Below are 25,693 nucleotides of genomic sequence, written 5' to 3'. Positions count from 1 at the left end.
TAATTTCGGGTTTTAGGCGGTCTATTGCCAGCCTGTTTAGGGTAGCCGTTTTTGGCCGCCCTAATTTGTATCTACTTTTTCGTTCTGATACTTTTGGAGATGGTATTGTGGATCATACCGCTGTTCGTTTTTATAAATTATAAACATCAGCTCTAGAAGTTTCCTTTGCACAGCTACTGCTGCTTTCATTTTGATGCCATTTCTTGAAACAAGCCTTGTAAATGTATTAGAATAATGTTCATCATGCCTTATGGCGGCCAATGCAGGTAAATGAAGGGATTTTCTCAGGTATCTGTTGCCCCGTTTGGATATGGTAGGTTTGCTCTGGATCGATGTTCCGGACTGTTTTTCCTTTATGTCCAGGCCGGCATAGCTTACCAGTTGCTTTTTATTTCGGATCATCTCAAATCCATTCGTTTCTGCCAATACTGTTACTGCTGTCAGCAGTCCAATTCCAGGGATTGTGGTCAGGTTATCTGTTTGTTTTTTGAGTAAGGAACTCTCCTTAACAATGAGCTTTAACTCGGTCATTATTTCCTTTTCCTGTCTTTGCAGTACTGCTATGCGTTCCTTTATCCGTCCTATAGAGTTTTCATTGGGTTCTGCCTCTGCCTGTTCTGCATGTAGCTGGTTCTTGACAGCAGTACGTTCCTGTACCAATTGGTCTCTCTCCCGGGTCAGCTGCTTCAAACGCTTATAGGTGGGGTCTGGCTTGCGCCACAACTCCAGGTTGCGCTCTAGGCCAAATAAGGTGATAGCTTCCGAGCAGGTACTATCCGTTATCGTCTTGATCTCTAAGGTACGGAAATAGTTGCTGATCTTGTTTGGCAGGACAATACTGATATTGCACCCCTTGCTTTCCAGAAAATAGGCTAGCTTTTCGTGATAAACGCCTGTAGCCTCCATGACAAAATGAAGAGGACTATCCTCACAGGTATGGGTCTGTACCCATTCGTAAAGCTTTATCAAACCTTTATCCGAGTTTCGGAAATTACCATATTGGCACAGCTTTTTATCCAGATTGGAAAAGATCTTGCCAAAGCATACGACCAGTTCCTTACTACCGACGTCAATGCCAACGACCTGCTTGAGTGTTTTCATGTTAATTTTTTGATGTGAAACTGAAAAATCAATAGTGAAACTTCCCTTGGACTTGTCTCCTTATGGATATTCAAGCTGGACTGTAATTCCGCCTTACATTCTGTTCTGTCTTAGGAAGCGAAAAAGAGGAAGGCCATCTCTAAAAATCAGTATGCTAAAAAAGCTACTAAGACAGCCCTAGGCTCTCCCTCTTTTCACTAAATACAGCAAATCTATAAAACAAAAAATGTCTCCTACATTTGCTTGACACAAACATAGGAGACAGCCTCTTTTTTGTTTTTAATCTTTTCCTAATCCTTCGAAAGTTCATAACTCAAAGCGCCGGATGGGCAATGATTGATCTGATCAATCAATTCTTCCGTAGTTGCAGGCTCCGGTGTAATCCATGGTCTTCCCTTCGGATCGTAAACCTGCGGCAAAGTCTTTACACATATTCCCGAATGTATACATTTTTCAGGCTTCCAGAGAATGGTGATCTCTCCATTCGGATGTGGATATCTAATCGTTTTTTCTTCCATAATCGTTTTTCATTAGTATTTAAACAAAAATCATAGGTATAAGTTTACCCTAAACGTATTTGTACCCGAGATTCTAGTAGTTTAACAATTTTAGGAAAATTATGTTATATTTATCATACATCTAACCAATGAACTTTTAAACTATTTATGAAAAACTCATCAAGCCCATTTGATCAGCGAGGCAATAATTTGATGGAGGATGGTAAGAATTTTGCCATCATCTCCTACCTGACGGCTATCGGTCTCATCATTGCTTTTGTATTGAACAACGAGAAACGGAACGACTTTACCACTTTTCACATCCGGCAATCCTTAGGCATATTCCTGGCTATGTTTATCTTTGGGATGTTCAGTTATCTACCTTTTATTGGTTGGATCATCTCCGTTTTAGGATTTGTCTTATTGGTTATTCTATGGATCGCTGGGGTAATGAATGCGGTGAACGGCCATAAAAAACCAGTGCCCATTCTAGGGGAATATTTCAACAGTATTTTTTCGGGAATCTAATCGGATCAGGAACGTAGGGTTTTATCTGATTAGGTTCGCTCTGAAACCATAGTGAAAGTAATGTGAAAGTATGCAATTCCTATGTTGAGCATATAAACACATGCTTTAACCATACTAAAAGCATACTTTAATATTGTTTCTAACACGATGCCATGGTTTTAGCATAAAAAACAGTATTTTAAAAAATAAGTGATAAACCATATCCAAAAAGATATGGTTTCTTTAATTAAATAATTTATAAGGATTAGAAGACGTTATTGTTATTACATAAAAATTCTTTTACGTTTGGGAAAGAATTCATAATAATTTCAATTTTTTGATTATTATGGGTTACTATTTGAAAATAAGGGTATTAATTAGTGAGTAAAATCAGAAAGATATTAGTAAAGACGCGCACGGACATGGAATTGTTGGAAGGGATGCGTAAGGGGGAGAATTCGGCGATTGCTGATATCTACAAAACCTGTTATCCATCAGTATCGCACATGATCCTGAACAACAAGGGGACAGAGGATGAAGCAAAGGATATCTTTCAGGAAGCAATGATCGTATTGTATGATAAGATTACTCAAGCGGAAGGTTTTGAGCTAAGCAGCAAATTAAACACGTTCTTATATGCGATTTGTAGGCGGTTGTGGTTAAAACAACTGAATCGACGGAATCTTTCCCTGGATAGCATAGACCAGGAGAACTTGGATATTCCGGATATGGATTCAGCTTTGGAGAGCCATGAAGCCGAAGAAGTAAAATTCAATCAGATGGAAGCCGCCATGGCCAACTTAGGTGAGCCCTGTGCCAGCATCCTGAAAGAATTCTACATCAAGAAAAAATCCATGCAGGAAATATGTGATCAATTGGGATACACGAATGCTGACAATGCGAAGAACCAAAAATACAAGTGTTTACAACGGTTGAAAAAATTATTTTTTGACCAATGGGTAAAGGATGAAAGATAACATGAATCAAACAGAATTTTTAACATTAGCAGACCGATACCTTGGCGGAGAGATGACCGCAAAGGAGCGATTGGAATTCGAAAGCCTTTGCCGCGAGGACGCTGAATGGAATTCACAATTTCTTTCGCATAAGGAATTTGTATCGGACTTGCGCAAGCATGAAAACCGAAAAGAATTTATTGCTTCACTGGATCAGGTGGTTAAAAATACATCCATAGAGCCGATTGTGTTAAGAATGTGGAGAAAATTAAAGATCAATGCTGTTGCAGCTGCGGCTGTTGCTGTCATTTCTTCTCTAGCGACGCTCTATTTAACCGGATACTTCTCGACGATACGTAAGACCACTACAGAATACAGTGCGCTTAAACGCGAGATAAACAACGTAAAGCGTAATGTCAATGCGCACCATAATGCAATCCGTAATATCAACAGCAAAGAGAACCCTGCCGCTACTCCTTTACAATTTGGTGCAACGGGATTCATGTTGACAAAAGATGGTTATGTGGTGACCAACTTCCACGTGGTTAGCGGAGCTGATTCTATCCATCTTCAGAATAACAAAGGCGAAATTTACCGAGCTGCTGTCATCCATGTGGATGAGGAGAAAGACTTGGCAATCCTTCATATTTCGGATACCAGTTTCAATATGAGCCAAAACATCCCATATACGTTCAAGCGTCAGGGCTTGGATCTGGGCGAAGGCATATTCACTATTGGATATCCTAGGGATGAAGCGGTGTATGGCGAAGGTTATTTGAGTTCGTCCACCGGGTATAGTGGTGATACCACCGCTTATCAGATCTCGGTACCTGTAAACCCTGGAAACAGTGGTGGTCCGGTATTGGATAAACAAGGAAATGTGATCGGTATTATTTCCGGAAAACAAAAAGGTATTGATGGCGCCGCATTTGCCATTAAGACAAAAGCGCTGATCGAAACCCTGAACAGAATCCCTAAAGATTCCCTAAAAGGTAATATCGTGCTGAGCAGTAAAAACAGCCTATCAAATCTACCTCGCACCGAGCAGATCAAAAAGTTGCAGGACTTTATCTACATGGTGAAGGTATATTAAACAATAACAAGACTTATGTATGTTAAAAAAGGTTTTGCCAGTGGCAAAACCTTTTTTTTATGGTATTTAATAATTTCCCGAAATAAACAGTTGGTTTATTTGTTGGGTTGTGGGATTTATTTATTGGGTTGAGGAGTTGTTCTCAAATACGGTTTGATCTCGGTATAACCTTTCGGGAATTTACCAGGGATATCTTCCGTCTTAATAGCTGGAACAACAATTACATCCTGTCCATCCTCCCAGTTCGCAGGGGTTGCCACCTGATATTCATCTGTTAACTGCAAAGAATCGATGACACGAAGGATCTCGATGAAGTTCCGACCGGTAGAAGCTGGATAGGTCAATGTTAATTTCACCTTTTTGTCTGGTCCGATCACAAATACGGAACGAACGGTAGCTGTTGCCGAAGCATTCGGGTGAATCATATCGTATAATTCTGCCACCTTACGGTCTTCATCAGCAATAATAGGGAAATCTACATTGGTGGATTGGGTTTCATTGATATCTTTGATCCATTCCAAATGTTCAGGAACAGAATCCACACTTAATGCCAATACCTTAACATTCCTTTTTTCAAATTCTTCTTTTAACTTGGCGGTCATGCCCAACTCAGTGGTACATACCGGGGTAAAGTCTGCAGGATGCGAATATAATACGGCCCATTTCCCATCGATATAATCGTAGAAATCAATATCTCCAATAGATGTCTTTGCCTGAAAGTTTGGCGCTGTGTCTCCTAGTCTTAAGCTCATATAATTAATATTTTAATTGTTTCTAATAATACTCTACCAATATAGTAGTATTTATTTTTAATTCCAAAATTCTAGTCGTGTATGATGGTCAGTTTTTTGTAAATTAAAACTATCTACTTAACAACGAGGGCTTTCATAAAGTTTTGAGAAAAGTTAAAGATGACAAATGTTAGAGGTCCGGGGGAGCTATTTGAAGGAGAAAGGATAAAATTGATTGGATTATTATTATGCTTGCATAGTAATATTATGTATATTTGGTTATACCATATAAACAAACGATATGAATTTTGAACTATCCGAAGAGCATAAAATGATTCGTGATGCCGCTCGCGAATTTGCACAGGAACTGAAAGCAGGGGTAATAGAAAGAGATGAAGCGGCAAAATTTCCTTACGATTTTGTGAAACAGATGGGTTCCCTGGGCTTTATGGGCATCATGGTCCCAGAGGCTTATGGCGGTGCTGGAATGGACACCTTGGCGTATGTATTGGCATTGGAAGAGATTGCGAAGATCGATGCTTCTGCTGCAGTGATCATGTCGGCGCATAATTCGTTGGTATGTTATGGATTGAATGAATACGGCTCGGAAGAGCAGAAACAGAAATATTTGAAGCCATTGGCTTCTGGGGAGAAATTGGGGGCCTTTGCGCTTTCCGAGCCGGAGGCTGGATCGGATGCTTCATCGCAACATACTATGGCGGAGGATAAAGGGGATCATTACCTCTTGAACGGCACCAAAAACTGGATTACCAATGGTGGAAATGCGGATATCTATCTGGTTATTGCACAAACTGATCCTGAGAAAGGACATAGGGGTATCAATGTGTTGATCGTTGAAAAAGGCATGGAGGGATTCAGTATTGGTCCTAAAGAGAATAAATTGGGGATCAGAAGCTCGGACACGCATTCGTTGATGTTTTCTGATGTGCGGGTTCCGAAAGAGAACCGCATCGGAGAGGATGGGTTTGGTTTCAAATTCGCTATGAAGACGTTGGATGGTGGTAGGATTGGGATTGCGGCTCAAGCATTGGGTATTGCTGCTGGGGCTTATGATCTGGCATTGGCTTATTCTAAGGAAAGAAAGACTTTTGGCAAACCGATTTCTAATCATCAGGCGATACAGTTTAAATTAGCGGATATGGAGGTGGATATTGAAGCGGCAAGATTGTTGACTTATAAGGCTGCCTGGACGAAGGATCAAGGTTTATCGTATGGAAAGGTGGCTGCCATGGCGAAACTGCAAGCATCGGAAGTGGCGATGAAGCATACCGTGGAGGCCGTGCAGATTCATGGTGGTTATGGGTATGTGAAGGAGTATCATGTGGAAAGGTTGATGCGGGATGCGAAGATTACGCAGATCTATGAGGGGACTTCGGAGATACAAAGGTTGGTTATTGCTAGGGAGGTGTTGAAGGATTAGGGGGATGGAGAAAATGGAATAAAAAAAGCCCTGTAGATGATTCTACAGGGCTTTTATAATAATCCTTCTTACAAAGGATTCTGAACAACTACTCCTAAAGTTCTGTTCAATTCTGATCTTGGAATTAAGAATTCCCATCTTTTATCTCCAGCAGGAACACTCATTACATCTGCCAAAGTTGCGTTATGGTTTGATCCATTTCTGTCCAATGGTAAATTCAAACGTTTCAAATCGTAAAAACGGAAACCTTCAGCCCATAACTCCACACGTCTTTGTACTAAGATTTCCTCAATCAAAGCCGCACCTGTGTTTGTCGATAAAGTATAAGCCGCATCTCTTGTTTTTACTAGATCAAACAATACTTGCTTAGCTTCTGCTTCTCTACCTGCAGTTCTAGCCAAAGCTTCTGCTTCGATAAGGTACATTTCGGCAGCACGCATAAACATCAAATCGCCGTTACTGTTTCCAGGGTTTGGCAAGGTGAATTTTCTGGTCATATATGGTTGTCTTACACCGCCAGAAGCTACTGGGAATCCTGCCTCTTTTGCCGTTGGATCCCAAAGCTTTTTACGGATATCTGTTGCTGAGATCTTATCATAAAGCAAAGAGTTAATTGCTTTTGGATTACCCCTTGTATTGGTAGAACTAAAATTACCTACATACGCATAGAAGGAATAGAAATACAATGGTTGATCCTCACGGTGTTCAATACCCCAAATCCATTCTGGATTATTTACATCCACAAAATTATTCAAGTATTGTGCAGCTGTCATCAAAGTATATCCTTGACGTGCTTCCTTAGCCATTGCAGCAGCGATATCGTAATTTTGCTGGGTCAAAGCTACACGCGCTTTAATTCCTTTTGCCACATTGCTATTTAAATGGGAAACATTAGGTCTTGGTGTTGCCGTTTTGAACAGCTCAATCGCTGCATCCAAATCCTTATTGATTTGGTCATAAGTTTCCTCCACGGTATTTCTAGGAACAGCACCTTCGGTCTTTTCCAAAACCAAAGACATACCCATAGAAGAGTTATCTCCGCCTTTTACATATCGTTTACCAAAAAGTTGTACCATTTGGTAATAACTCCATGCACGGTAAGTCAATGCCTGACCCTTGATAAAATCCTTTTCTTCTTGTGGACCTTCTGCAGCATCAATGTTCGCAATGATTTCATTCGCATTACCAATTAATGCATAGTAGAAACCATAATTGAACAACAGAATGCTTGCCGTCTCGTTTCTATGGCTATTCCACTTATATTCACTGTTGAACCAGCCGTTTGCAGCACCGGTCATCACAAAATCATCACCTAACACTTCTGTATAGATCATGTTTCCACTTTGACCACCGGCCGCCTGATTGCTGTGCCATTGTGAATACATATAACGGTGCATACCATTAATGGCAGTAAGTGCATTTTTCGTTGTGGAAAAAATGATGGTTGGGCCTATACTACCTGTAGGGTCTTTTTGTAAAAAATCTTTTTTACAACCACTTATCAATAGGGCTGCCATTGCAGTAGCTACAAAAACAGTCTTTTTATTAAAAATCTTCTTAAAAAACATAATCTTAGAATCCAAAGTTAACACCAAAGTTAATTGTTCTTGCATGCGTATAGGTATTGTTTCCAGTATTACCTGTAAAAGCTCCTACCGGGTTAAATCCTTTTTTCGCCGACCAGAAATATAGGTTCTCTGCACTTGCATATAAGCGCGCATTTTTTACGCCTATACGAGAAACATACTGAGATGGTATAGTGTATGCTAAATTGATCGAACTAATATTCAAATAGGATCTCTTTCTTAACCAACGATCCGATAAAGCGCTTGTTTGACCAGTCCTAGATGTATTCATCGCAGGAATAAGCGATACATCTCCTGGGTTTTTCCAAGCACCTAATAAGTCTTCATGTAAATTCGCACCATTTGTAGGACCTGCACTCATTAACCCTGCGTATTGGCCATCGTAGGCATAACCACCAAGACCATAAGTTAATACAAATCCAAATTCAAAATCTTTATAGTTGAAGGTGTTCACAATACTTCCATAAACTGGAGCTATTGCACTTTTTCCAACATAAGATAACCTTGCGGTACCGTGATCTGAGGTTACTGTATCCATAACGCCATTTCCACGTTCAATCACTTTGTGGTATTTTGGATCAAAAGTAGCATTCTCCGCCAAGCCCAAATACAAGGCATTACCATTATCAGGATCTACTCCATAATATGTTCTCAACCAAAAATCATACATAGAATGGCCAACTGAACGTTTGTAGGCTCCATCAACAATTTCTGGAGTTTCTAACGGCATTTTGGTCATTTCATTTTTAATCGTAGTTAGGTTGATTCCTAGCGTCCAGTTAAAGTTTTCTTTTCTGATCAATTGACCATTTACAGACAACTCGATACCTTTGTTCGTTGCCGCTCCAACGTTTTGGTTGATAGAAAATGAACCTCCAGTAGTACCACCATTATGATAAGGTTGAGGAACACTGAATAATAACCCATCAGAGTTTCTGTGGTAATATTCTAAAGTACCATTGATTCTATTGTCCAAGAACGCAAAATCCACTCCGATATCAAATGGTTTTTGAGTTTCCCAAGTTAGGGCACTACTACCAAGTGAAGTCATTGCTGAACCAGATTCTGATGCATTGTTATAAAGACCATAAGTAGCTTGATAAGGATAGTAACCCACATCAGCATTACCTAACACACCATAAGATGCTCTTAATTTCAATAAATTAATGTTTTCATTTTGGAAGAAAGCCTCTTGGTCTAAACGCCAAGCACCACCAATAGACCAGAAATTGTTCCATCTTAAATCTGAATGGAATTTAGAGTTACCATCTCTTCTGATCATAGCGCTTAAATAATAACGGCTATTGTAATTATAGTTTGCGCGCGCGAAATAACTTTCCATTGTACTTTCTGTTTTACCAGAAGTCAAAGAAGCAATATCCACAAAGTTACTGAATACGTGCATTCCATCGAAACCTTGTCCAGTTCTCATACCATTGATAGATTCATATTTGTATGAATAAACTTCATGACCTAATAATGTCTCTAGATTGTGCAATCCAAAGCTATTGTTAGCTCTTAAGATTTGGTTGAAGGTATACGAATAAGATCTCGTCCAGCCTTGGCTATAACGACCAGCTGGAGCTCCATCACCTACCTCAGTGTTTTCATAGCTTTCTCCTCTAGTATTTGTAAAATCAGGACTAAAAGTTGTGCTCAATGTTAACCAAGGCAAGAAATTAATATCTAAATAAGCTCTTGCGTTAATGAATTCACGATTACCGAAGTCATTGTTCATCATGGTTTCTGCCAACGCATGACGACCACTATTGAAAATCCGGTTTAATCCATAGTCTGCAACAAAATTTCCATAATCGTAACGTTTTTCTCCATTTGCATCCAAGATAAGATTACCCGTTTGAGGATCTCTTAAGTAAACAGGGTAAATTGGCGCAATACCTCTACTGAAATAGAAAGGGTTATTGATACCATCACCACTAGATGCGTTATTATCTGTATGAGAACCCGCGGATAAATTCATTCCTGTTTTCAACCAACTCTTGATTTGAGAGTTTAAGTTTAAGCGACCCAAAAACCTTTCTTTGGAAGATCTGTATGACCAACCGTTATCCTTCAAATAGTTCGCTGAAGCAAAGAAATCGGTATTATTTGAAGAACCTGAATAATTTACATTATACTCCGTTCTTTTCCCGTTCCTAGTGGATTCCTCTTCCCAAGTTTTGTAATCAGAATATTTGAATTTAGCATTAGGGTTGAATATACCATCTACACTCACCAATTCATTATTAGGAATATCGAAAGCATTGTAATTTCCTAAAAATTGAACGATATCTTGGTAGGTTTTTCCATTATACACCTGGTTTCCAGCTGAATTTCTTGGCAAAAGACCAGAACCAATCTGACGAGCAATGTCCACAGGAAGTTTTGCCTCGCCATAGATCATGTTATTGGTGTAAGCTTGCCACATCAACTCATAATACTCCCCTGCAGAAACGGTATTGTAATTAGGTACACCATTTTGGTTATAACCAAATTGGGCAGAAGCTTGCAAAGTAGGACTTCCTGCTTTACCTTTTCTAGTGGTAACCATAATTACACCATTCGCACCACGAGATCCGTACATGGCGATGGTGGCTGCATCTTTCAACACGGTGATAGATTCTACATCAGATGGGTTGATATTGGACATTCCGCCATCGTAAGGAACTCCATCCACTACGATAAGTGCGCCTGATCCTGCTGAGTAGGAACCAATACCACGGATTCTGATGGTTGGAGATGATCCTGGAGCACCACCTGGTGCACTTGTCTGGATACCTGGTCCAGCACCTTGCAAAGCAACTAATGGGTTCGAAAGAGGTCTTTTATCCAATTCTTTCTCACCAATTTGAGTTGCAGAACCTGTAAAGTCTGATTTTTTCACCGTACCATAGGCAACAACGATTACCTCGTCCAATGAAGTTTCATCTTCTGCCAATACGACATTTACAACAGAGCGATTGTTGATTTGAACTGTTTGCGAAATGAAACCAACGTTAGTGATGGTTAGTGATCCATTCGCAGGCGCAGAAATACTGTAATTTCCGGCACCATCCGTCTGTGTGGAGATGGAAGTCCCGACAACTTTAACAGTTGCCCCTGGCAAGTTTTCTCCTGTGGTTTGTGAAGAAACTCGACCAGTCACCTGACGATTCTGCGCATGAGCAACACCTATAAATAGGGCACACAGCAGAATAAAACTGAGTAAATTTTGTTTCATAAATAATTGTTTGAGTTTGTTAAATAATTGCTTTTTTGGTTAGTTCCGGCTGGTTAGACCTGAACTATCATAATTAGCATAATTTCCACAATTCAAACATATAATATTTTTTTAACAAAAGCTTAACACTTCATTGTAACTTTTAATATTTTCTCACTTTTTTATTAAAAACTTAGTTTTAATTGGGTTTCTTTAATAATTTCTTTAAAATTTTGACAGTATATTGATAAAAAAATTATTCAAACTCTTTCTAATTGTAAAAAAATTGGCTTAATTGAATAATATTCATTCAAAATTTTAGAGAACTATGAAGCTCAAACCAAAAAAATAACCTCGATTCCTCAAGGTTATTCCAATCGGTGTTAAAACAACTTATTTCAATCGATTCTCGATAAGGCTTAAATAATTATAATCATCAAATGAAAAAGCTCCCGACTTTTTCATGTTCAATTCGAATAAAAATTTTGATTTTTTCAAGAGATCCTGATCATCAGACATCAATCCATCATACATTAATAGCTGTGCAAGGGGTCTAATCTGTTCAATCTCCAAGCCAGCAACAAAATCCGTTAAGGATTTAAGGTCATTTTCGACAAAAAATGACCTATCCTTATTAAAAAAATGTAAATATCCTTCTTTGTTGAACTCCTCTGTCGATAAGATTTGTAATTGTTCATTCTTATCTACCAATAAACGTAAAAATTTACCCATCTCATTGATCCAATTCAGGATCGTATCCTTTTCATATCGTATTCCCATAATTATCTAATTTGTCCTTGTCCATTAATAAACCATTTTTCACAAACTAGTTTTTCCAGTGCAAATGGCCCTCTGGCATGCAGCTTCTGCGTAGAAATACCAATTTCTGCCCCTAAACCGAACACTCCTCCATCCGTAAATCTAGTGGAAGCGTTGGCATATACTGCTGCTGCATCAACCATCTTCATAAATGTCGCAATATTTTTGGGATTTTGGGAGACAATGCATTCCGAATGCTTGGAAGAATAATGTGCAATATGTTCTAATGCCTCTTCAAGCCCATTCACTACTTTCATGGAACAAATCAGATCAAGAAATTCTCTTCCAAAATCGTCTTCCGTAGCTTTTCCCAGGTGCTGGTAAGCAAAGGATTTCCAAACAGGATAGGATATTGCATCTGCCAATACTTCGACCTTCGCGCTTTCAAATTTTGGAGCCAAGCGTTCCAGTAAGCCATTCAAGACGAGCGCATCGACTAAGATCGTATCCAAGGCATTACAAACGGAAGGTCTTGATATTTTAGCATTAGCAATGATATTGGCCGCCATGTCCAGGTCAGCTGTCTCATCCACATAGGTATGGCATACACCTGCCCCAGTTTCAATCACAGGCACCTTAGCATGCTCCCTTACATAATTGATAAGACTTTGCGACCCTCTTGGGATAATCAGATCGACATAGGAACGCGCATGCAATAGTTCTTCTACGTATTCACGCTCTACGGGAAGCAATTGAACAAGATGGGGATTACAACCAGCAGATACCAGAACCTCCTTAAGGATTTCAACCAAACAGGAATTACTGTACCAAGCATCTGAGCCTCCTCGTAATAAACAAATATTAGCAGACCTCAAACAAAGACTGGCCACATCAATGGTCACATTTGGCCTGGACTCATAGATGACCGCGATGACCCCAAGGGCAACTGTTTCTTTACGGACCAACAATCCATTTGGAAGCTCCCTTTCCAAAAGCATCTGACCTGTTGGATCATCCAATTTCGACACCTCCAAAATGCTACTTGCCATCTGTTCTATTCTGGGCTCATCCAATAATAACCTATCGCGCTTTGGATCTTTATCATCCAATTTTGCCAAGTCCTTCTGATTTTCCTGGATGATAAGCTGTTTGTTTATTAAAAGACTTGAAGCAATTTTTTTCAAAACCTCTTGTCTATCGGCATTTGACATGCTGGCCATGGTGCATTTAGCTTGCCTAGCCTGTTCCAGTTCCGCTTGTATTCCTACTTTATCTTCTTTTTCTAAGTTTTTCATCTTTTCTTTTATTAACATGAAATTATGCTGCCTATAACAGGACGATATCGTCTGCATGAGCAATTTCCAGATTCCGAAGTCCCTCCCTTGATTTCAATCCATGCATCAGGCTAACAGAATCAATTCTGGATTTTCCGACCGCATGGACCACTTGCTGTTCATCCATAATCTGGAAAACCTCTCCTACCACAAAATCCTGAACAACCTTCTTAATCCCAACAGCCAATAAACTTTTCCTTTTCAGGATCGCTTCAATAGCGCCATCATCTACCTGAATCAAACCCGAAATCAAACTCCCACTTGCCAACCATTTTTTCTTGGAGGATAATTGTTTTTTCTGGGGCAAGCATACCGTACCGTTTTCACCTCGAACGGCCTTCAGCAGCCCATTCTCCTTTTCCATGGAAAAAATAACCACTTCAATTCCCATCTGCGTAGCCATTCGGGAAAAGTTCAATTTGGATACCATACCACCCAAACCGACATCAGAAACTCCCTTGCTTGGCAGAGCCAAAATCGAACGATCAATCTTATCAATCTGCGGGATAACCTCTCCCCTTTCATTCAGGACCCCTGGTACGGAAGTGCTGAAAAGCAGTTTTTCTGCTCCAAATCCTACTGCGATTAGGGTAGCCAGTTCATCATTGTCGGAGAATTTCAATTCCTTATTGCTCACCACATCGTTCTCATTGGCGATGGGGATCACATTGTTTTTCCATAGGGTTTCGTAGGTGCTTTTCAATTGCAGGAATTGACTGCGATTGGAAAAATGATGTCTTTCGCATAAGCTTTGGGCCAAGGCTATTTTATAGGGGCGAAAAAAGGAGGCATAGGTCATGACCAATAAGGGGTTTCCAATGGCAGCTGCGGCTTTCCGCTGCGACAAAGTACCGGTATATTTCGGAATAAATCGCTTGCCGGCAGCAACTGCACCAGAAGAAACTAATACGATATTATAGGTTGATTGAAGTTGCGCACATTGTCGGGCAATCTCCAACACGATCCGATCATCCACCTCACCATGATTGGTAATGGAAGCCGAACCAAATTTTATGACTAAAATTGGCTTTTTCATGAATAAAATTTAGGGTTGATTTTTAGAAAAGCATAGCTTAACCAGCAGATTGCTGCTTATAGGTTCTCCAGAGATTGATAAAAACAATACAAGAGAGCAGCAGCGAGCTGGGGACAAGAAAATCAGAAAATGACAAACCTTCACCTCCTTTATACTGGGCGTATAATGGGAAGCCTGAAAGCAGCAGCAGAAATACGGCTAACCCTAAGCAAATCAGGATGAAGGATTTGTTCATAAAAACTAATTTAACGAGAAAAATCCTTAAAAACAAAAAACAGACCCTAAGGTCTGTTTAAATATCTGTTGATTTCTGCTAAACGGAAATCGGATTAAGCCAATACCAATTCCACCGGGCAATGGTCGGAATGAACCGCAGATGGAAGGATTCTAGAAGAAACGATACTATCTTTTAATCCATTAGAGACCATATTGTAATCGATGCGCCAGCCCAGGTTTTTACCTCTGGCTCCCGCACGATAAGACCACCAGGTATAGTGATGCGGATCAGGATTCAGGTGCCTGAAGGAATCTATATATCCCGAATTGATAAAGTTTTCCATCCATTCCCTTTCGGCAGGAAGGAAGCCCGAACTATTGGCATTGGATTTTGGATTGTGAATATCGATGGCGCGGTGACAGATATTAAAATCGCCACAAACCACCAAGTTTGGTTTCTCTTTCAATAGATCGTTCGAATAAAGCTGAAAATCATCCAGGAATTTATATTTAAAATCCTGTCTTACATCTCCAGTGGTTCCCGATGGGAAATAAACACTCATAACGGATGCCTTATCAAAATCGGCACGGATCACTCTTCCCTCAAAATCATAATCTTCATGTCCACAGCCGTATTCAATATGCTTAGGCGTTATTTTGGTGAAAATGGCCGTTCCACTATAGCCTTTTTTCTGTGCCGGATACCAGTAGTGTTCATAGCCCATTTCCTCCAATAATACGATCTCTGGAACTTGATCAGGGCTTGCTTTGATCTCCTGTATACAGATGACATCAGGATTTTCAAGTTTTAACCATTCCAACCAGCCTTTTTTAAGCGCTGCGCGGATACCGTTTACATTATAGGTTAATATCTTCATTTTACGGAAGTTTATATCTCTATTTTAAGGAAGTTTATAAGGTCCTTTGGAGCCGAATAATTTTCTGAACAAGCCTTTTTTAGGTGGCAATCCCTGTAATTCGCGCTCTAGATCCTGAGCTTCTCTTTTATTCAGCACGCGCACCGCAAAACGAACATCATCCAAAGGACGATCATTACTATCTGTTTTTACGATAGCAACCTTGTCGACCATATCTACACCACGCAATAATTCACCAAAAACAGTATAGTTTCCATCCAGATGTGGCGTACCACCAATGGTGGAATAGGTCTGGCGTTGTAAAGGCGTAAGTTTTACTCCCTTTAATCTAAATTTTTCCAAAGAGTCCAAGGCTGCTTGTGAAAATACGCGTCCCTGAACCAGATAAAACTGAGATGCTGCGGATTCTTTGGCTGGATTGTTATCCCTCGCCGCACCGATGGTTCCCTTTTTATGGATCAATTCTGGTTGGATTTCTGCAGGGATCTTATAATCTGGTCCACCTTCGCCCAGTTTTTGTCTGCTGGCTGCATAACGGGAATCCGGATCTCCACCTTGAATCATGAAGTTGTTGATCACCCTGTGAAACATGAGAGAATCATAATATCCCTCCCTAACCAATTTCACAAAATTGTCCCGATGTTTTCGGGTCTCATTATAGAGTTTTAAAAGCGCATCGCCTTTATTGGTCTTGATTTCCACATAATAAAATTGAGGCGTTTGTGCCTGCGCGAAGGAAATCCCTAAGAATAATGCGCATAAAAACAGTAATCTCTTCATATATTTTTTGGATAATATTTTGCTTTTCTTTTATTGATATCTTGTTCTTGTTTAGATAATATTTTGATCTTCAAAATAGTCGATGACCAAGGATTTGATGATCATTTCTTGTTCCATTAAGGTATAATTTGGAATGGGTTTTATCAACTTCCAATGCGGCCAACCTTGTTCATCAGAACCTTCCAGTTCATAAAAGCCCAAACTACTGAACAAACGGCAATTGGCGATATGCATCAATTCCTCTTTTTCTCTTTTTGAAAAGGCCTGTGGCCCCTTTCCCAATTCCTGCACACCGATCAAGAACAACATGATCTTGATGTCGGGGGTATCCATTTCAAATCGATCAGCAATGACTTGCTGAAGATGTTTCCATTTGGTATTTATTTCTGCTGCTTGCATTTGAAATCATTTTGTAAATGGTCTTAAGCTAATGTTAATTCGCTTTTAGACCTTTAGCTGATGTTAAATCGAATTATCGCCATTCAGCAACCAACTGTTGGCAACGTTTTTCGATCAGGTCAAAAACCGGTTTGAACATATTGGAATCATAATAGGGATCCGGAACGATGTCATTATCCAAAAATAGGGTGACTTTATCTCTATGCTTCTGGTTTTCAGTCTGGGCAATAACATCTTTATAGTTCTGTCTGTCCATCACTAAAATACGGTCATAAGCTTCGAATAGATCAGGAATGAAGAACTGCGCACGTTGCATGGAGATATCGATGCCATGGTCTTTTGCAACCTGTACCGATCTTTTATCGGGGGCATGTCCAATATGCCAATCACCTGTACCAGCAGAATCGATCTCCCAATCCAAGCCCGCCTCTTTTACCTTATGTTCTAAAATCCCATGTGCCAATGGAGAACGACAAATATTGCCCAGGCACACCATTAAAATTCTCATGGTTTCAAAGATAGTAAATTAGATGATAGATGTGAGATGTTAGATTTGAAACGATAGATTTGAGATGTTAGATTATAGATGTTAGATGTTATAAAAAACCGTCATTGCGAGGAACGAAGCAATCTTTACACTAATCGAAAGATTGCTTCGTTCCTCGCAATGACGGAATCTCGTTCCTCGCAATGACGGGAAAGGTCTAACGTCTATTATCTATCGTCTATTATCTATTCCTAATATTTCAAAGGAACATTAAATTCAACAGAGCTTCCTCGTTCAGGAACTCCTTTTATCCTTACGATATTTCGCTGTGTACTACCTAATGCAGATTCCACATCATCCACATTATTTACGGCTTTTCCGTTAATATGGGTGATAACCAATCCTCTTTCCACACCGAAGTATTCGAAGATACCTCCGCTATGTACTTGAGAAACAACTACACCGGAATTAATACCCAATTCTTTCTTAACTTGTGCATTTGCAGGGACAAAGCTAGCTCCCAACTTGTTGAAGATTTCAGTTGCTGATGCACTAGACTCTTCATCCTGTGATTTAGACTTATTTGCCTCTTCGCCTTTTAAAGTAATCGTAACATCTTTTTCTTTACCATCACGCTTGTAGGTCAATTTAACTTTATCGCCTGGACGCAATCTTGCTACATGCTCTTGTAGATCTGGAGATCCATAGATGGTTTTTCCTTCAACTTTGGTCAAAATATCACCAGATTTGATGCCTGCAGCTTCCGCCGCTCCACCTTTCACCACATCGCTTACATAAACCCCATTCAGATCATCAATTCCGTACTGCTTTCTCACATCAGCATTCATCTCACTGAATGTTACCCCAATATATCCACGCTTAACACTTCCGAATTCTTTGAAGTCATCTACGATCTTCTTGGTAAGATTGATTGGGATAGCAAATCCATATCCTGCATAAGTACCTGTTGGGGAAGCAATCGCTGAATTGATACCGATCAATTCACCGCGTGCATTAACCAATGCACCGCCACTATTTCCCTTATTAATTACCGCGTCGGTCTGTAAAAAGGATTCTACAGCAGTATTGATAATCTGCTCTTGTTGTCCTTGTCCATATCGACGCTGTGGTTGCTGCGATTCTCCCAAAATACCGATCTGACGACCTTTTGCTGAAATGATACCAGCAGTTACTGTAGATTGTAATCCAAGCGGATACCCTACTGCTAATACCCATTCTCCGATCTGTACATTATCTGAATTACCCAATTTAACCATTGGTAATCCAGTAGCATTAACCTTGATCAAAGCCAAATCAAAATTCGGGTCACGTCCGATTACTTTGGCCTCATAGGATCTTTTATCCGTTAATACCACTTCAATTTTATCAGCTTCTTCTACCACGTGGTTATTGGTCACGATGTATCCATCAGGAGAGATAATCACCCCAGAACCTGATGCCGTCATCGGACGACCTTGACCACGTCTTTGCTGAGGAACTCCGAAGAATTCTTCAAACATATCGAATGGTGAACCACCGCCACCTCCTGAGTTACGGCTTGATACCGTTACTTGAATATGCACTACGCCAGGCGATACAGCAGCTGCTGCCTGGGTAAAATCTGGATTTCCAGTTGAGGACATAATTTCCTCCCCCGGATTATTTGCGTAATATACTTTTTGACGCTCTTCGAACGTCATGCCGTCCATTTGTTTCTTTTCAAGAAGCTTGAAACCCCCTACAGCTACAGCTCCTCCAACAATGGCCGCCAATAATGTTGCTCCTATCTTTTTCATATACTATTGTTGATTTATATATTTTTGTTATAATTTCATTTTCCTTAATTCAAATGTAATACCATTACAATTCTCTTAATTGGTTTTGTCAGTTAAAAAATGTTAATGGAAGCAATGTATGTTAACCATTTAACATGATTTAACAAAAACTGGGTTTATTGTAACAAGAATATTAAATTTACAGCACATTTTCAACCTTATGGCACAACAAATTTCATTTTATAAATACCAAGGTGCTGGCAACGATTTCATCTTAATCGATAACAGAAACTTAATTTTCGATGCTAAAAACCAAGATTTGATCGAAAAACTTTGCGATCGAAGATTTGGAATCGGCGGAGATGGTCTTATGCTGCTTCAAAACACAAATAATTATGATTTCCAAATGCTTTACTTCAATGCAGACGGAAAAGAAGGGAGTATGTGTGGCAATGGAGGGCGTTGCTTGGTAGCCTTTGCCAGAGATCTGGGAGTTGTGGAATCTAACACTGTCTTTTTGGCAGTAGATGGAAAACATGATGCCAGTATTGACGGTAATCAGGTGAATTTGGGAATGATTGATGTCCATGACCATCATAAGGATGGTGAAGCTTTTGTGATGAATACCGGTTCTCCACATTATGTTCAGTTCACCGAAAACCTACAAGAGAAGGATGTTTTTCAAGAAGGGTATGCCATCAGAAACAATGAAACCTACAAAACTGAGGGCATCAATATTAATTTCATTGAAAAAGAAGAGGACGGTTATTTTGTCCGCACCTTCGAACGTGGTGTAGAAGATGAAACCTATGCTTGTGGTACGGGTGCTGTTGCCTCAGCCATGTCGGTTGCTCTTCAATCTGGGGAAGATGGCGATTTTAATATCCCTATCCGTGTTTTAGGAGGGCAATTATACATCTCCTTCCACAAAGATGGCAATAGCTTCAGTCAGGTTTATTTATCTGGGCCAGCGGAACAAGTCTTTCAAGGAAAAATAGATATTTCACAATAATTTAATCTGCTATTTGGAGGCGAAAAAGCGCGAATAACTGTATATTAGTAGCTTTTTCGAGAAGGAACGATCCATCATGCAGCAGACAGACACTTCTTTACCCTATCGCTTGGTTTATTCTTTGGGGAAGCACCCTTACCTGGGCTACCTCATCGAACCACATATCGTGTATCTAAATCAAAATGGATCTTATTCCTTATCCTATAAACGGGTTTTTAGTAACACGGTGGATGAATATGCCAAGGCAATAGATGAAGTGGATGCAAAATTGATCCAACTCTGCGATGAAATGGAGCAGACCCAGATTATCAAAAGATTTCATAAAAAAGCCATCCGTCCAATCACCTATTTCAGCAAGATTTTCGACCAGCAGATCTATGATTCCATTCGCCCGAAGATTGAAAAGGGAATGTTGGCCATCCTTAATATCATTGGTGATAAACCGTTATTCTTAATGAGCAAAGATGGATATCCGGCCGAACAAGAACTTAAATTAGCTGAAAAACCAACATCCATCCTTTTTCATTTTAGAAGGAATGAAACAGAGACCCGCTATTTTCCAACTTTAAAATATGATGGTTTCCGAATGGAATTCATGTACAAGAACGCCGAAGTCATTGTCAATCAACAGGCTTGGTTATTATTGGACAACACCTTATATCATTTTGATGAAGAGCTAGAAGGCAAAAAACTAACGCCATTTTTAAATAAACGCTTTATATCCATTCCTAGGAATACCGAAAAAAGGTATTTCGAAACATTTGTCACTTCCTTGATCGAGAAGCATCATGTTTATGCCGAAGGATTCGATATTATCGTGTATAAGGAAAACGCGAAACCACAATTACGGATCATACATTCGCCTGAACAGGAAACCCAACTCCAATTAAACTTCCAATATGGCGATTTTACTTTCCCTGCCGGTGGGCAGCATGCTGTAACCGTAAAATATGTCTATAACCGAGAACTGGATAAACACCAATTTTACCGCATCAAAAGATCCATGGCCTGGGAGGAAAACCGATCGAAATATCTTTCGGATTTGGGATTAGAAAAGGTAGACCCTCTATTTGGCACTTATGCTGCCAGCAGCAATGCCTTAGGCATACGAATGTCGGCCATTGAATGGGTGAACGAACATTTGACCGAACTTCAGGAAAAAGGATTTGAGGTTATTCAATCAGAAAGTGACAAACGCTTCTTGATCGGGAAAACTAGTATCAGCATTGAAATTGAGGAAAAGAATGACTGGTTTGATATTAAAGCGGTTGTCCGATTTGGGGATTATGAAATCCCTTTCATGCAACTGCGGCAACATATCCTCCAAAAAATACAAGAATTTGAGTTGCCAAATGGCGAAATAGCAATCATTCCGCAGGAATGGTTCTCTCAATACGAACATCTCTTCCAGTTTTCAGCTCATAAGGAGGAACTTCGATTAAACAAAACGCATATTGGTCTTCTGAATGAGATCAGTGAGCATACGCAGGTAAGTCTTCAGCGGAAGCTCAATAAACTCGGTGAATTTGATGAAATTGTTGATCAGGCTGCACCAGCATATTTTAAAGGAGAATTGAGGCCATACCAGAAGGCTGGTTATAATTGGTTCCATTTCTTGGATGAATATCGTTTTGGTGGTTTGTTGGCAGATGATATGGGCTTAGGGAAAACGGTGCAGACCCTGGCGATGTTACAGAAGCAGAAAGAAGCCAATGTGGGAACTGACCTTCCTAAAACATCCCTCTTGATTGTTCCTACCTCATTGATTTTCAATTGGCAAAAGGAAGCGGAGAAATTTGTTCCCAAACTGCGGGTATTGTTACATACCGGAGGGACTCGGAGTCGAGATAGCTTTGCTTTTTCACATTTTGACCTGGTGATCAGTACCTATGGCATTGCGCGGATCGATGAGGAACTTTTTAGCAATTATTATTTCAACTACATCATCCTGGATGAAAGTCAAAACATAAAAAACCCAAGGTCTAAGTCTTTTACTGCGATCAAGCATTTTAAAGGTCGAAATAAATTGGCACTGAGTGGAACACCGATCGAGAATTCGGTAGCAGATATCTGGTCACAGATGCATTTCGTCAATCCAGGTCTATTGGGAAGCTTTTCCTATTTTCAGAATGAATTCGTGCTGGCGATTGAGAAAAAGAAGGATGAGGCCAAAGCGAAGAAATTGCAGGCTATTATCAAGCCTTTTGTTTTGAGGAGAACCAAAGCGCAGGTAGCAACGGAATTGCCCCCAAAATCCGAACAGATTTTTTATTGCAGTATGACCGAGGAACAACAGGAATACTATGAAACAGTAAAATCGGAGTATAGAAATGCGTTATTGGATGGGGCGTTTTCGGGAAAAGCTTCACAGATTGCGTTGTTGCAGGGCTTGACCAAATTAAGGCAATTGGCCAACCATCCATTGATGATCGATGCGAATTATAAAGATGGTTCCGGAAAATTTGATGCCGCTATTGAAACCATGGAATCCATTCTGAAGGAGGGTAATAAGGTGTTGATATTTTCACAGTTTGTGAAGCATCTTCAGATTTTCAGGGATTATTTTGATAGGAATAAGATAAAATATGCTTATTTGGATGGGGGGACGAGTGATCGAAATAAGGCGGTTCGGAAATTTAAGGAGCAGGATGATGTTCAGGTTTTCTTGATTTCCATTAAAGCTGGTGGAACGGGGTTGAATTTAACGGAGGCGGATTATGTGTTTATTTTAGATCCATGGTGGAATCCAGCTGTAGAACAACAGGCCATTGATCGTAGCCATCGAATCGGCCAGAAAAAGAATGTGTTTATTTATAAATTTATAGCGAAGGATAGTATTGAGGAAAAGATACTGGCTTTGCAGGGCATGAAGAAATCTTTAGCGACCTCGTTGATAAATACGGAGGAATCTTTTGTGAAATCCCTTACAAAAGAGGATATCAATGAGTTGTTTAGATAGGTTGGGGAAGTGGGCAGGGTCGTCATTGCACCGCGAAGGCATCTGACGCTGTATTGCACAGGGTCGTCATCCGAGGCTGTTTTGCACCGCGCCATCTAAGCCCAGTGCCGTCATTACCCAGTACCGTCATTGCGAGGAACGAAGCAATCTTTATACTCATATCGGAAATAATATGTCATGCTGAGCGCAGTCGAAGCATCTGTTCGAATAATTCCAAGCGTACAGATCCTTCGACGATGCTCAGGATGACAATTCAACGATCATCAGCGTGACAATTAAAAGGCAATCAGAATGACAATCCCACGGAATCAGCGTGACAATTCAACGGAATCAGAATGACAATTCAACGGAATCACGACAACAATCGAAAGATTGCTTCGTCGTACCTCCTCGCAATGACGTAGAATGTACCTCCTCGCAATGACGCAAAACCGCAAGGACGCATAATCCCAATGACAAAAGGCTACCAAAAAAACCTATCTCCTCAATAACCCTACAGCTTTCCTGAAATTCTCCGCGCTCACCTTCACATCATTCATATTGTTTTTCCAGTTATACTCATACTCCGCAGAAATCATCCCTTTAAAACCCTGTCTCTTCAATTCAGCTTGGACAGCCTCCATACCCAGCTTACCCGTTCCCCAGTGCACATCATGTGCCTTCTTACTCCCAAACTCATTCAAATCCTTAAAATGCAGATGAAAAATCTTGCCTTCCAACTTCTTCAAAGTCGCTATCGGATCCAAACCCGACCGCATCCAATGCCCCACATCTGCAGCTGCACCAATTTTTGCACTCTTACCCTCAATAGCTTTCAGAATAACATCCGGATTCCAATAATGCGAAGGTTCCGGGTGGTTATGGATCGCCAGCTTAATATCATACTTATCACAAAGCTTGGAAAGAAAATCCAATTGCTTTTCCCCAGGCTCACTATTGATCACTTTTATCCCTAAATCTTTTGCAAACTGGAAAACCTTCTCCCATTCTGCCTCATCTTTAGCACCCACAACTCCGTAAGCCCACACAGTAATCCCTTTATCCTTCAACAATTTCTTCACCAAAGCTCTTCCCTCCTGGGAAAGCTCATAAGTCATTGCCTCCGTACTCCCAGCGCCGATTTTCTGTCCAGGAAAAGCTTCCACATAACGCAATCCTGCGCTATCAATCTTATTCAACGCCTCTTCAAACGTAAATAAACGAAAAGTATAAGCTTGCGAGCCCAAATGCCAACCCAACTTTTCTTCCGGATAATTGGCCTTATTCCCATTTTGAACTACATTTCCCGATGTAGCACAAGCTGAAATAAAAAGAGCAGTAGCAGCTACACAGCTCCAAAGGAGTTGTTTAAAAGTTTTCATATATAAGTTTATTTTGATTCGGATTTATCCTTCAAATTGAGGCAAAGCTGCTTGGATCCTATCCAAAACCGCTTCTTTACCCAATAGTTCGGTGATCTTGAAAACATCAGGACCAAATTTCCCTCCTACCAACATAATCCGAAATGGCATCATCAATTCGCCCATCTTCATTCCCGATGCGGCTATCTTATCTTTGAACAAAGGTTCCAAGGCCTCAGCGGTCCAAGTATCCTGTTCAGCAAAAGTCTTCGCCACATCTTGGAAGAAAGCAGTTTTATCTGCATTCCATTTCGGTTTTACTGCATCAACATCGTATTGGGCAGGTTTTAGGTAAAAGAAGGAAGCCTGTTCCCAGAAATCTTCGATGTAAATTAACCTTTCTTTTACCAAATCAAGAATACTATTTGTAAAATTCTCATCCGCTTCCACCCCATGCTCCTTAAGAACAGCATTTACCTGAGGCAATAAATCGGCATTTGAAGTCTGTTTGATCCACTCCTGGTTGTACCATTTAGCCTTTTCAAAATCAAATTTGGCACCAGCCTTACTGATACGATCCACACTGAATTTCTCAATCAATTCCTCCATGTGGAACAATTCCTGATCCGTCCCATCGTTCCATCCCAATAAAGCCAACATGTTCACAAATGCTTCAGGAAGGAACCCACGCTCACGGAATCCAACAGTTAGATCCCCAGTTTTTGGATCTGTCCAATTCATGGCATAAACCGGGAATCCCAATCGATCACCATCACGTTTACTCAATTTACCATTACCATCTGGTTTCAGGATTAATGGTAAATGCGCCCATTCAGGCATCTCATCCTTCCAACCTAGGTATTCCCAAAGCAAAATATGTACAGGTGCTGAAGGCAACCATTCTTCACCCCGGAAAACATGGGATATTTCCATGGCATGGTCATCAACAACGACGGCCAAATGATAGGTCGGCATGCCATCCGCTTTCAACAATACTTTATCATCCACCAATTTGGTCTCAAAAGTTACACGCCCGCGGATCATATCCTCGAAAGATACATGCTCATCTTCCGGCATTTTGATGCGGATGGTATGTGGAGCACCTTCAGCCAACAACTTCGCCGTTTCCTCATCAGAAAGACTAAGGGAATTCCTCAAATCCAACCTGTTCTCGTGCGAATAGCGGAAATTAGGTTGCAATTGACGTTGCTGATCCAACTCCTCTGGCGTATCAAAAGCATAGTATGCTTTACCTGCTGCCACCAATTGCTCTGCATATTGGCGATAAGAAGGCTTTCGTTCACTCTGACGGTAAGGACCAAATTTCCCTTCCTTAACGGGGCTTTCATCTGGATTCAATCCACACCAAGCCAAACATTCCATAATATATTCCTCTGCACCTGGAACAAAACGGGTCTGATCGGTATCCTCTATCCTAAGGATAAATTCTCCACCATGATGCTTAGCAAATAAATAGTTGAACAAGGCAGTGCGCACACCACCTAAATGTAATCCGCCTGTTGGGCTTGGGGCAAAACGCACCCTTACTTGTTTTTGTGAACTCATAACCGCAAAATTAAGCATTTCTAAATTTCTTTCTCGAAGCT

The 25,693-nt window shown here is 40.4% G+C and carries 22 protein-coding genes; 6 read left to right on the top strand and 16 right to left on the bottom strand.

Annotation, left to right across the window (positions count from 1 at the left end; all coding sequences use genetic code 11):
* Nucleotides 1-60: 60 nt before the first annotated feature.
* Both E3D81_RS01570 and E3D81_RS01565 read right to left on the bottom strand, forming a co-directional pair.
* On the bottom strand, nt 61-1,101 hold the full coding sequence (locus tag E3D81_RS01570; RefSeq protein WP_003010395.1) for an IS110 family transposase: 1,041 nt from the start codon (nt 1,099-1,101) through the stop codon (nt 61-63).
* A gap of 290 nt (nt 1,102-1,391) precedes the next feature.
* On the bottom strand, nt 1,392-1,619 hold the full coding sequence (locus tag E3D81_RS01565) for a (4Fe-4S)-binding protein (protein ID WP_099367780.1): 228 nt from the start codon (nt 1,617-1,619) through the stop codon (nt 1,392-1,394).
* A gap of 147 nt (nt 1,620-1,766) precedes the next feature.
* On the opposite strand from E3D81_RS01565, the gene E3D81_RS01560 reads away from it, so the two are divergent.
* The 3 genes from E3D81_RS01560 to E3D81_RS01550 all read left to right on the top strand — a co-directional run bounded on the left by E3D81_RS01560 (nt 1,767) and on the right by E3D81_RS01550 (nt 4,154).
* Entirely contained in the window at nt 1,767-2,126 is a 360-nt protein-coding gene (locus E3D81_RS01560; RefSeq protein ID WP_099367781.1) for a DUF4870 domain-containing protein, read from the top strand.
* 359 nt (nt 2,127-2,485) lie between these two features.
* On the top strand, nt 2,486-3,082 hold the full coding sequence (locus E3D81_RS01555) for an RNA polymerase sigma factor (protein ID WP_245153264.1): 597 nt from the start codon (nt 2,486-2,488) through the stop codon (nt 3,080-3,082).
* A 1-nt stretch (nt 3,083) separates the two neighbouring features.
* Complete coding sequence (locus E3D81_RS01550; RefSeq protein WP_134776172.1) at nt 3,084-4,154, top strand: S1C family serine protease; 1,071 nt, start codon at nt 3,084-3,086, stop codon at nt 4,152-4,154.
* 116 nt (nt 4,155-4,270) lie between these two features.
* Here E3D81_RS01550 and E3D81_RS01545 read toward each other — a convergent pair whose 3' ends face one another.
* The gene (locus tag E3D81_RS01545; protein ID WP_134776171.1) at nt 4,271-4,906 is read right to left on the bottom strand and encodes a peroxiredoxin; all 636 of its coding nucleotides are present in this window, start codon (nt 4,904-4,906) and stop codon (nt 4,271-4,273) included.
* A 280-nt stretch (nt 4,907-5,186) separates the two neighbouring features.
* Here E3D81_RS01545 and E3D81_RS01540 point away from each other — a divergent pair, with 280 nt between their 5' ends.
* Entirely contained in the window at nt 5,187-6,326 is a 1,140-nt protein-coding gene (locus tag E3D81_RS01540; protein ID WP_134776170.1) for an acyl-CoA dehydrogenase, read from the top strand.
* 68 nt (nt 6,327-6,394) lie between these two features.
* Here the strand turns inward: E3D81_RS01540 and E3D81_RS01535 are convergent, their stop codons facing one another.
* The 11 genes from E3D81_RS01535 to E3D81_RS01485 all read right to left on the bottom strand — a co-directional run bounded on the left by E3D81_RS01535 (nt 6,395) and on the right by E3D81_RS01485 (nt 18,796).
* A complete protein-coding gene (locus E3D81_RS01535; protein ID WP_209023093.1) occupies nt 6,395-7,939 on the bottom strand; it encodes a RagB/SusD family nutrient uptake outer membrane protein in 1,545 nt (514 codons plus the stop codon).
* Entirely contained in the window at nt 7,899-11,132 is a 3,234-nt protein-coding gene (locus tag E3D81_RS01530) for a SusC/RagA family TonB-linked outer membrane protein (protein WP_134776169.1), read from the bottom strand. Before E3D81_RS01530 ends, E3D81_RS01535 begins: the two co-directional genes overlap by 41 nt.
* A gap of 372 nt (nt 11,133-11,504) precedes the next feature.
* Complete coding sequence (locus E3D81_RS01525; RefSeq protein ID WP_134776168.1) at nt 11,505-11,891, bottom strand: hypothetical protein; 387 nt, start codon at nt 11,889-11,891, stop codon at nt 11,505-11,507.
* 2 nt (nt 11,892-11,893) lie between these two features.
* On the bottom strand, nt 11,894-13,165 hold the full coding sequence (locus E3D81_RS01520; RefSeq protein ID WP_134776167.1) for a glutamate-5-semialdehyde dehydrogenase: 1,272 nt from the start codon (nt 13,163-13,165) through the stop codon (nt 11,894-11,896).
* A gap of 31 nt (nt 13,166-13,196) precedes the next feature.
* On the bottom strand, nt 13,197-14,240 hold the full coding sequence (gene proB / locus E3D81_RS01515) for a glutamate 5-kinase (protein WP_134776166.1): 1,044 nt from the start codon (nt 14,238-14,240) through the stop codon (nt 13,197-13,199).
* 37 nt (nt 14,241-14,277) lie between these two features.
* Nucleotides 14,278-14,475 (bottom strand): hypothetical protein, encoded by a 198-nt coding sequence (locus E3D81_RS01510; RefSeq protein WP_134776165.1) that lies wholly within the window; start codon nt 14,473-14,475, stop codon nt 14,278-14,280.
* 94 nt (nt 14,476-14,569) lie between these two features.
* Nucleotides 14,570-15,334, bottom strand: a complete 765-nt coding sequence (locus E3D81_RS01505; RefSeq protein WP_134776164.1) for an exodeoxyribonuclease III — start codon at nt 15,332-15,334, stop codon at nt 14,570-14,572.
* Between the two features lie 24 nt (nt 15,335-15,358).
* Nucleotides 15,359-16,114 (bottom strand): peptidylprolyl isomerase, encoded by a 756-nt coding sequence (locus E3D81_RS01500; RefSeq protein WP_134776163.1) that lies wholly within the window; start codon nt 16,112-16,114, stop codon nt 15,359-15,361.
* Nucleotides 16,115-16,165: 51 nt separating this feature from the next.
* Nucleotides 16,166-16,513: a hypothetical protein gene (locus E3D81_RS01495; RefSeq protein WP_134776162.1), complete on the bottom strand. Its 348-nt coding sequence runs from the start codon at nt 16,511-16,513 to the stop codon at nt 16,166-16,168.
* A 73-nt stretch (nt 16,514-16,586) separates the two neighbouring features.
* Nucleotides 16,587-17,021, bottom strand: coding sequence for a low molecular weight protein-tyrosine-phosphatase (locus tag E3D81_RS01490; RefSeq protein ID WP_134776161.1), 435 nt, complete (start codon nt 17,019-17,021; stop codon nt 16,587-16,589).
* 230 nt (nt 17,022-17,251) lie between these two features.
* Nucleotides 17,252-18,796, bottom strand: a complete 1,545-nt coding sequence (locus tag E3D81_RS01485; protein WP_134776160.1) for a Do family serine endopeptidase — start codon at nt 18,794-18,796, stop codon at nt 17,252-17,254.
* A 199-nt stretch (nt 18,797-18,995) separates the two neighbouring features.
* Here E3D81_RS01485 and dapF point away from each other — a divergent pair, with 199 nt between their 5' ends.
* Entirely contained in the window at nt 18,996-19,787 is a 792-nt protein-coding gene (gene dapF / locus E3D81_RS01480) for a diaminopimelate epimerase (protein ID WP_134776159.1), read from the top strand.
* Nucleotides 19,788-19,863: 76 nt separating this feature from the next.
* A complete protein-coding gene (locus E3D81_RS01475) occupies nt 19,864-22,746 on the top strand; it encodes a DEAD/DEAH box helicase (protein WP_134776158.1) in 2,883 nt (960 codons plus the stop codon).
* Between the two features lie 476 nt (nt 22,747-23,222).
* On the opposite strand, the gene E3D81_RS01470 is transcribed toward E3D81_RS01475, so the two are convergent.
* Complete coding sequence (locus E3D81_RS01470; protein ID WP_134776157.1) at nt 23,223-24,107, bottom strand: sugar phosphate isomerase/epimerase family protein; 885 nt, start codon at nt 24,105-24,107, stop codon at nt 23,223-23,225.
* 24 nt (nt 24,108-24,131) lie between these two features.
* Entirely contained in the window at nt 24,132-25,652 is a 1,521-nt protein-coding gene (gene gltX / locus E3D81_RS01465) for a glutamate--tRNA ligase (RefSeq protein ID WP_134776156.1), read from the bottom strand.
* Nucleotides 25,653-25,693: the final 41 nt, after the last annotated feature.

Source organism: Sphingobacterium sp. CZ-2, from assembly GCF_004526235.1.
GTDB classification, from domain to species: Bacteria; Bacteroidota; Bacteroidia; order Sphingobacteriales; family Sphingobacteriaceae; genus Sphingobacterium; species Sphingobacterium tenebrionis.
This window is presented reverse-complemented; position numbering and strand designations above follow the sequence as displayed.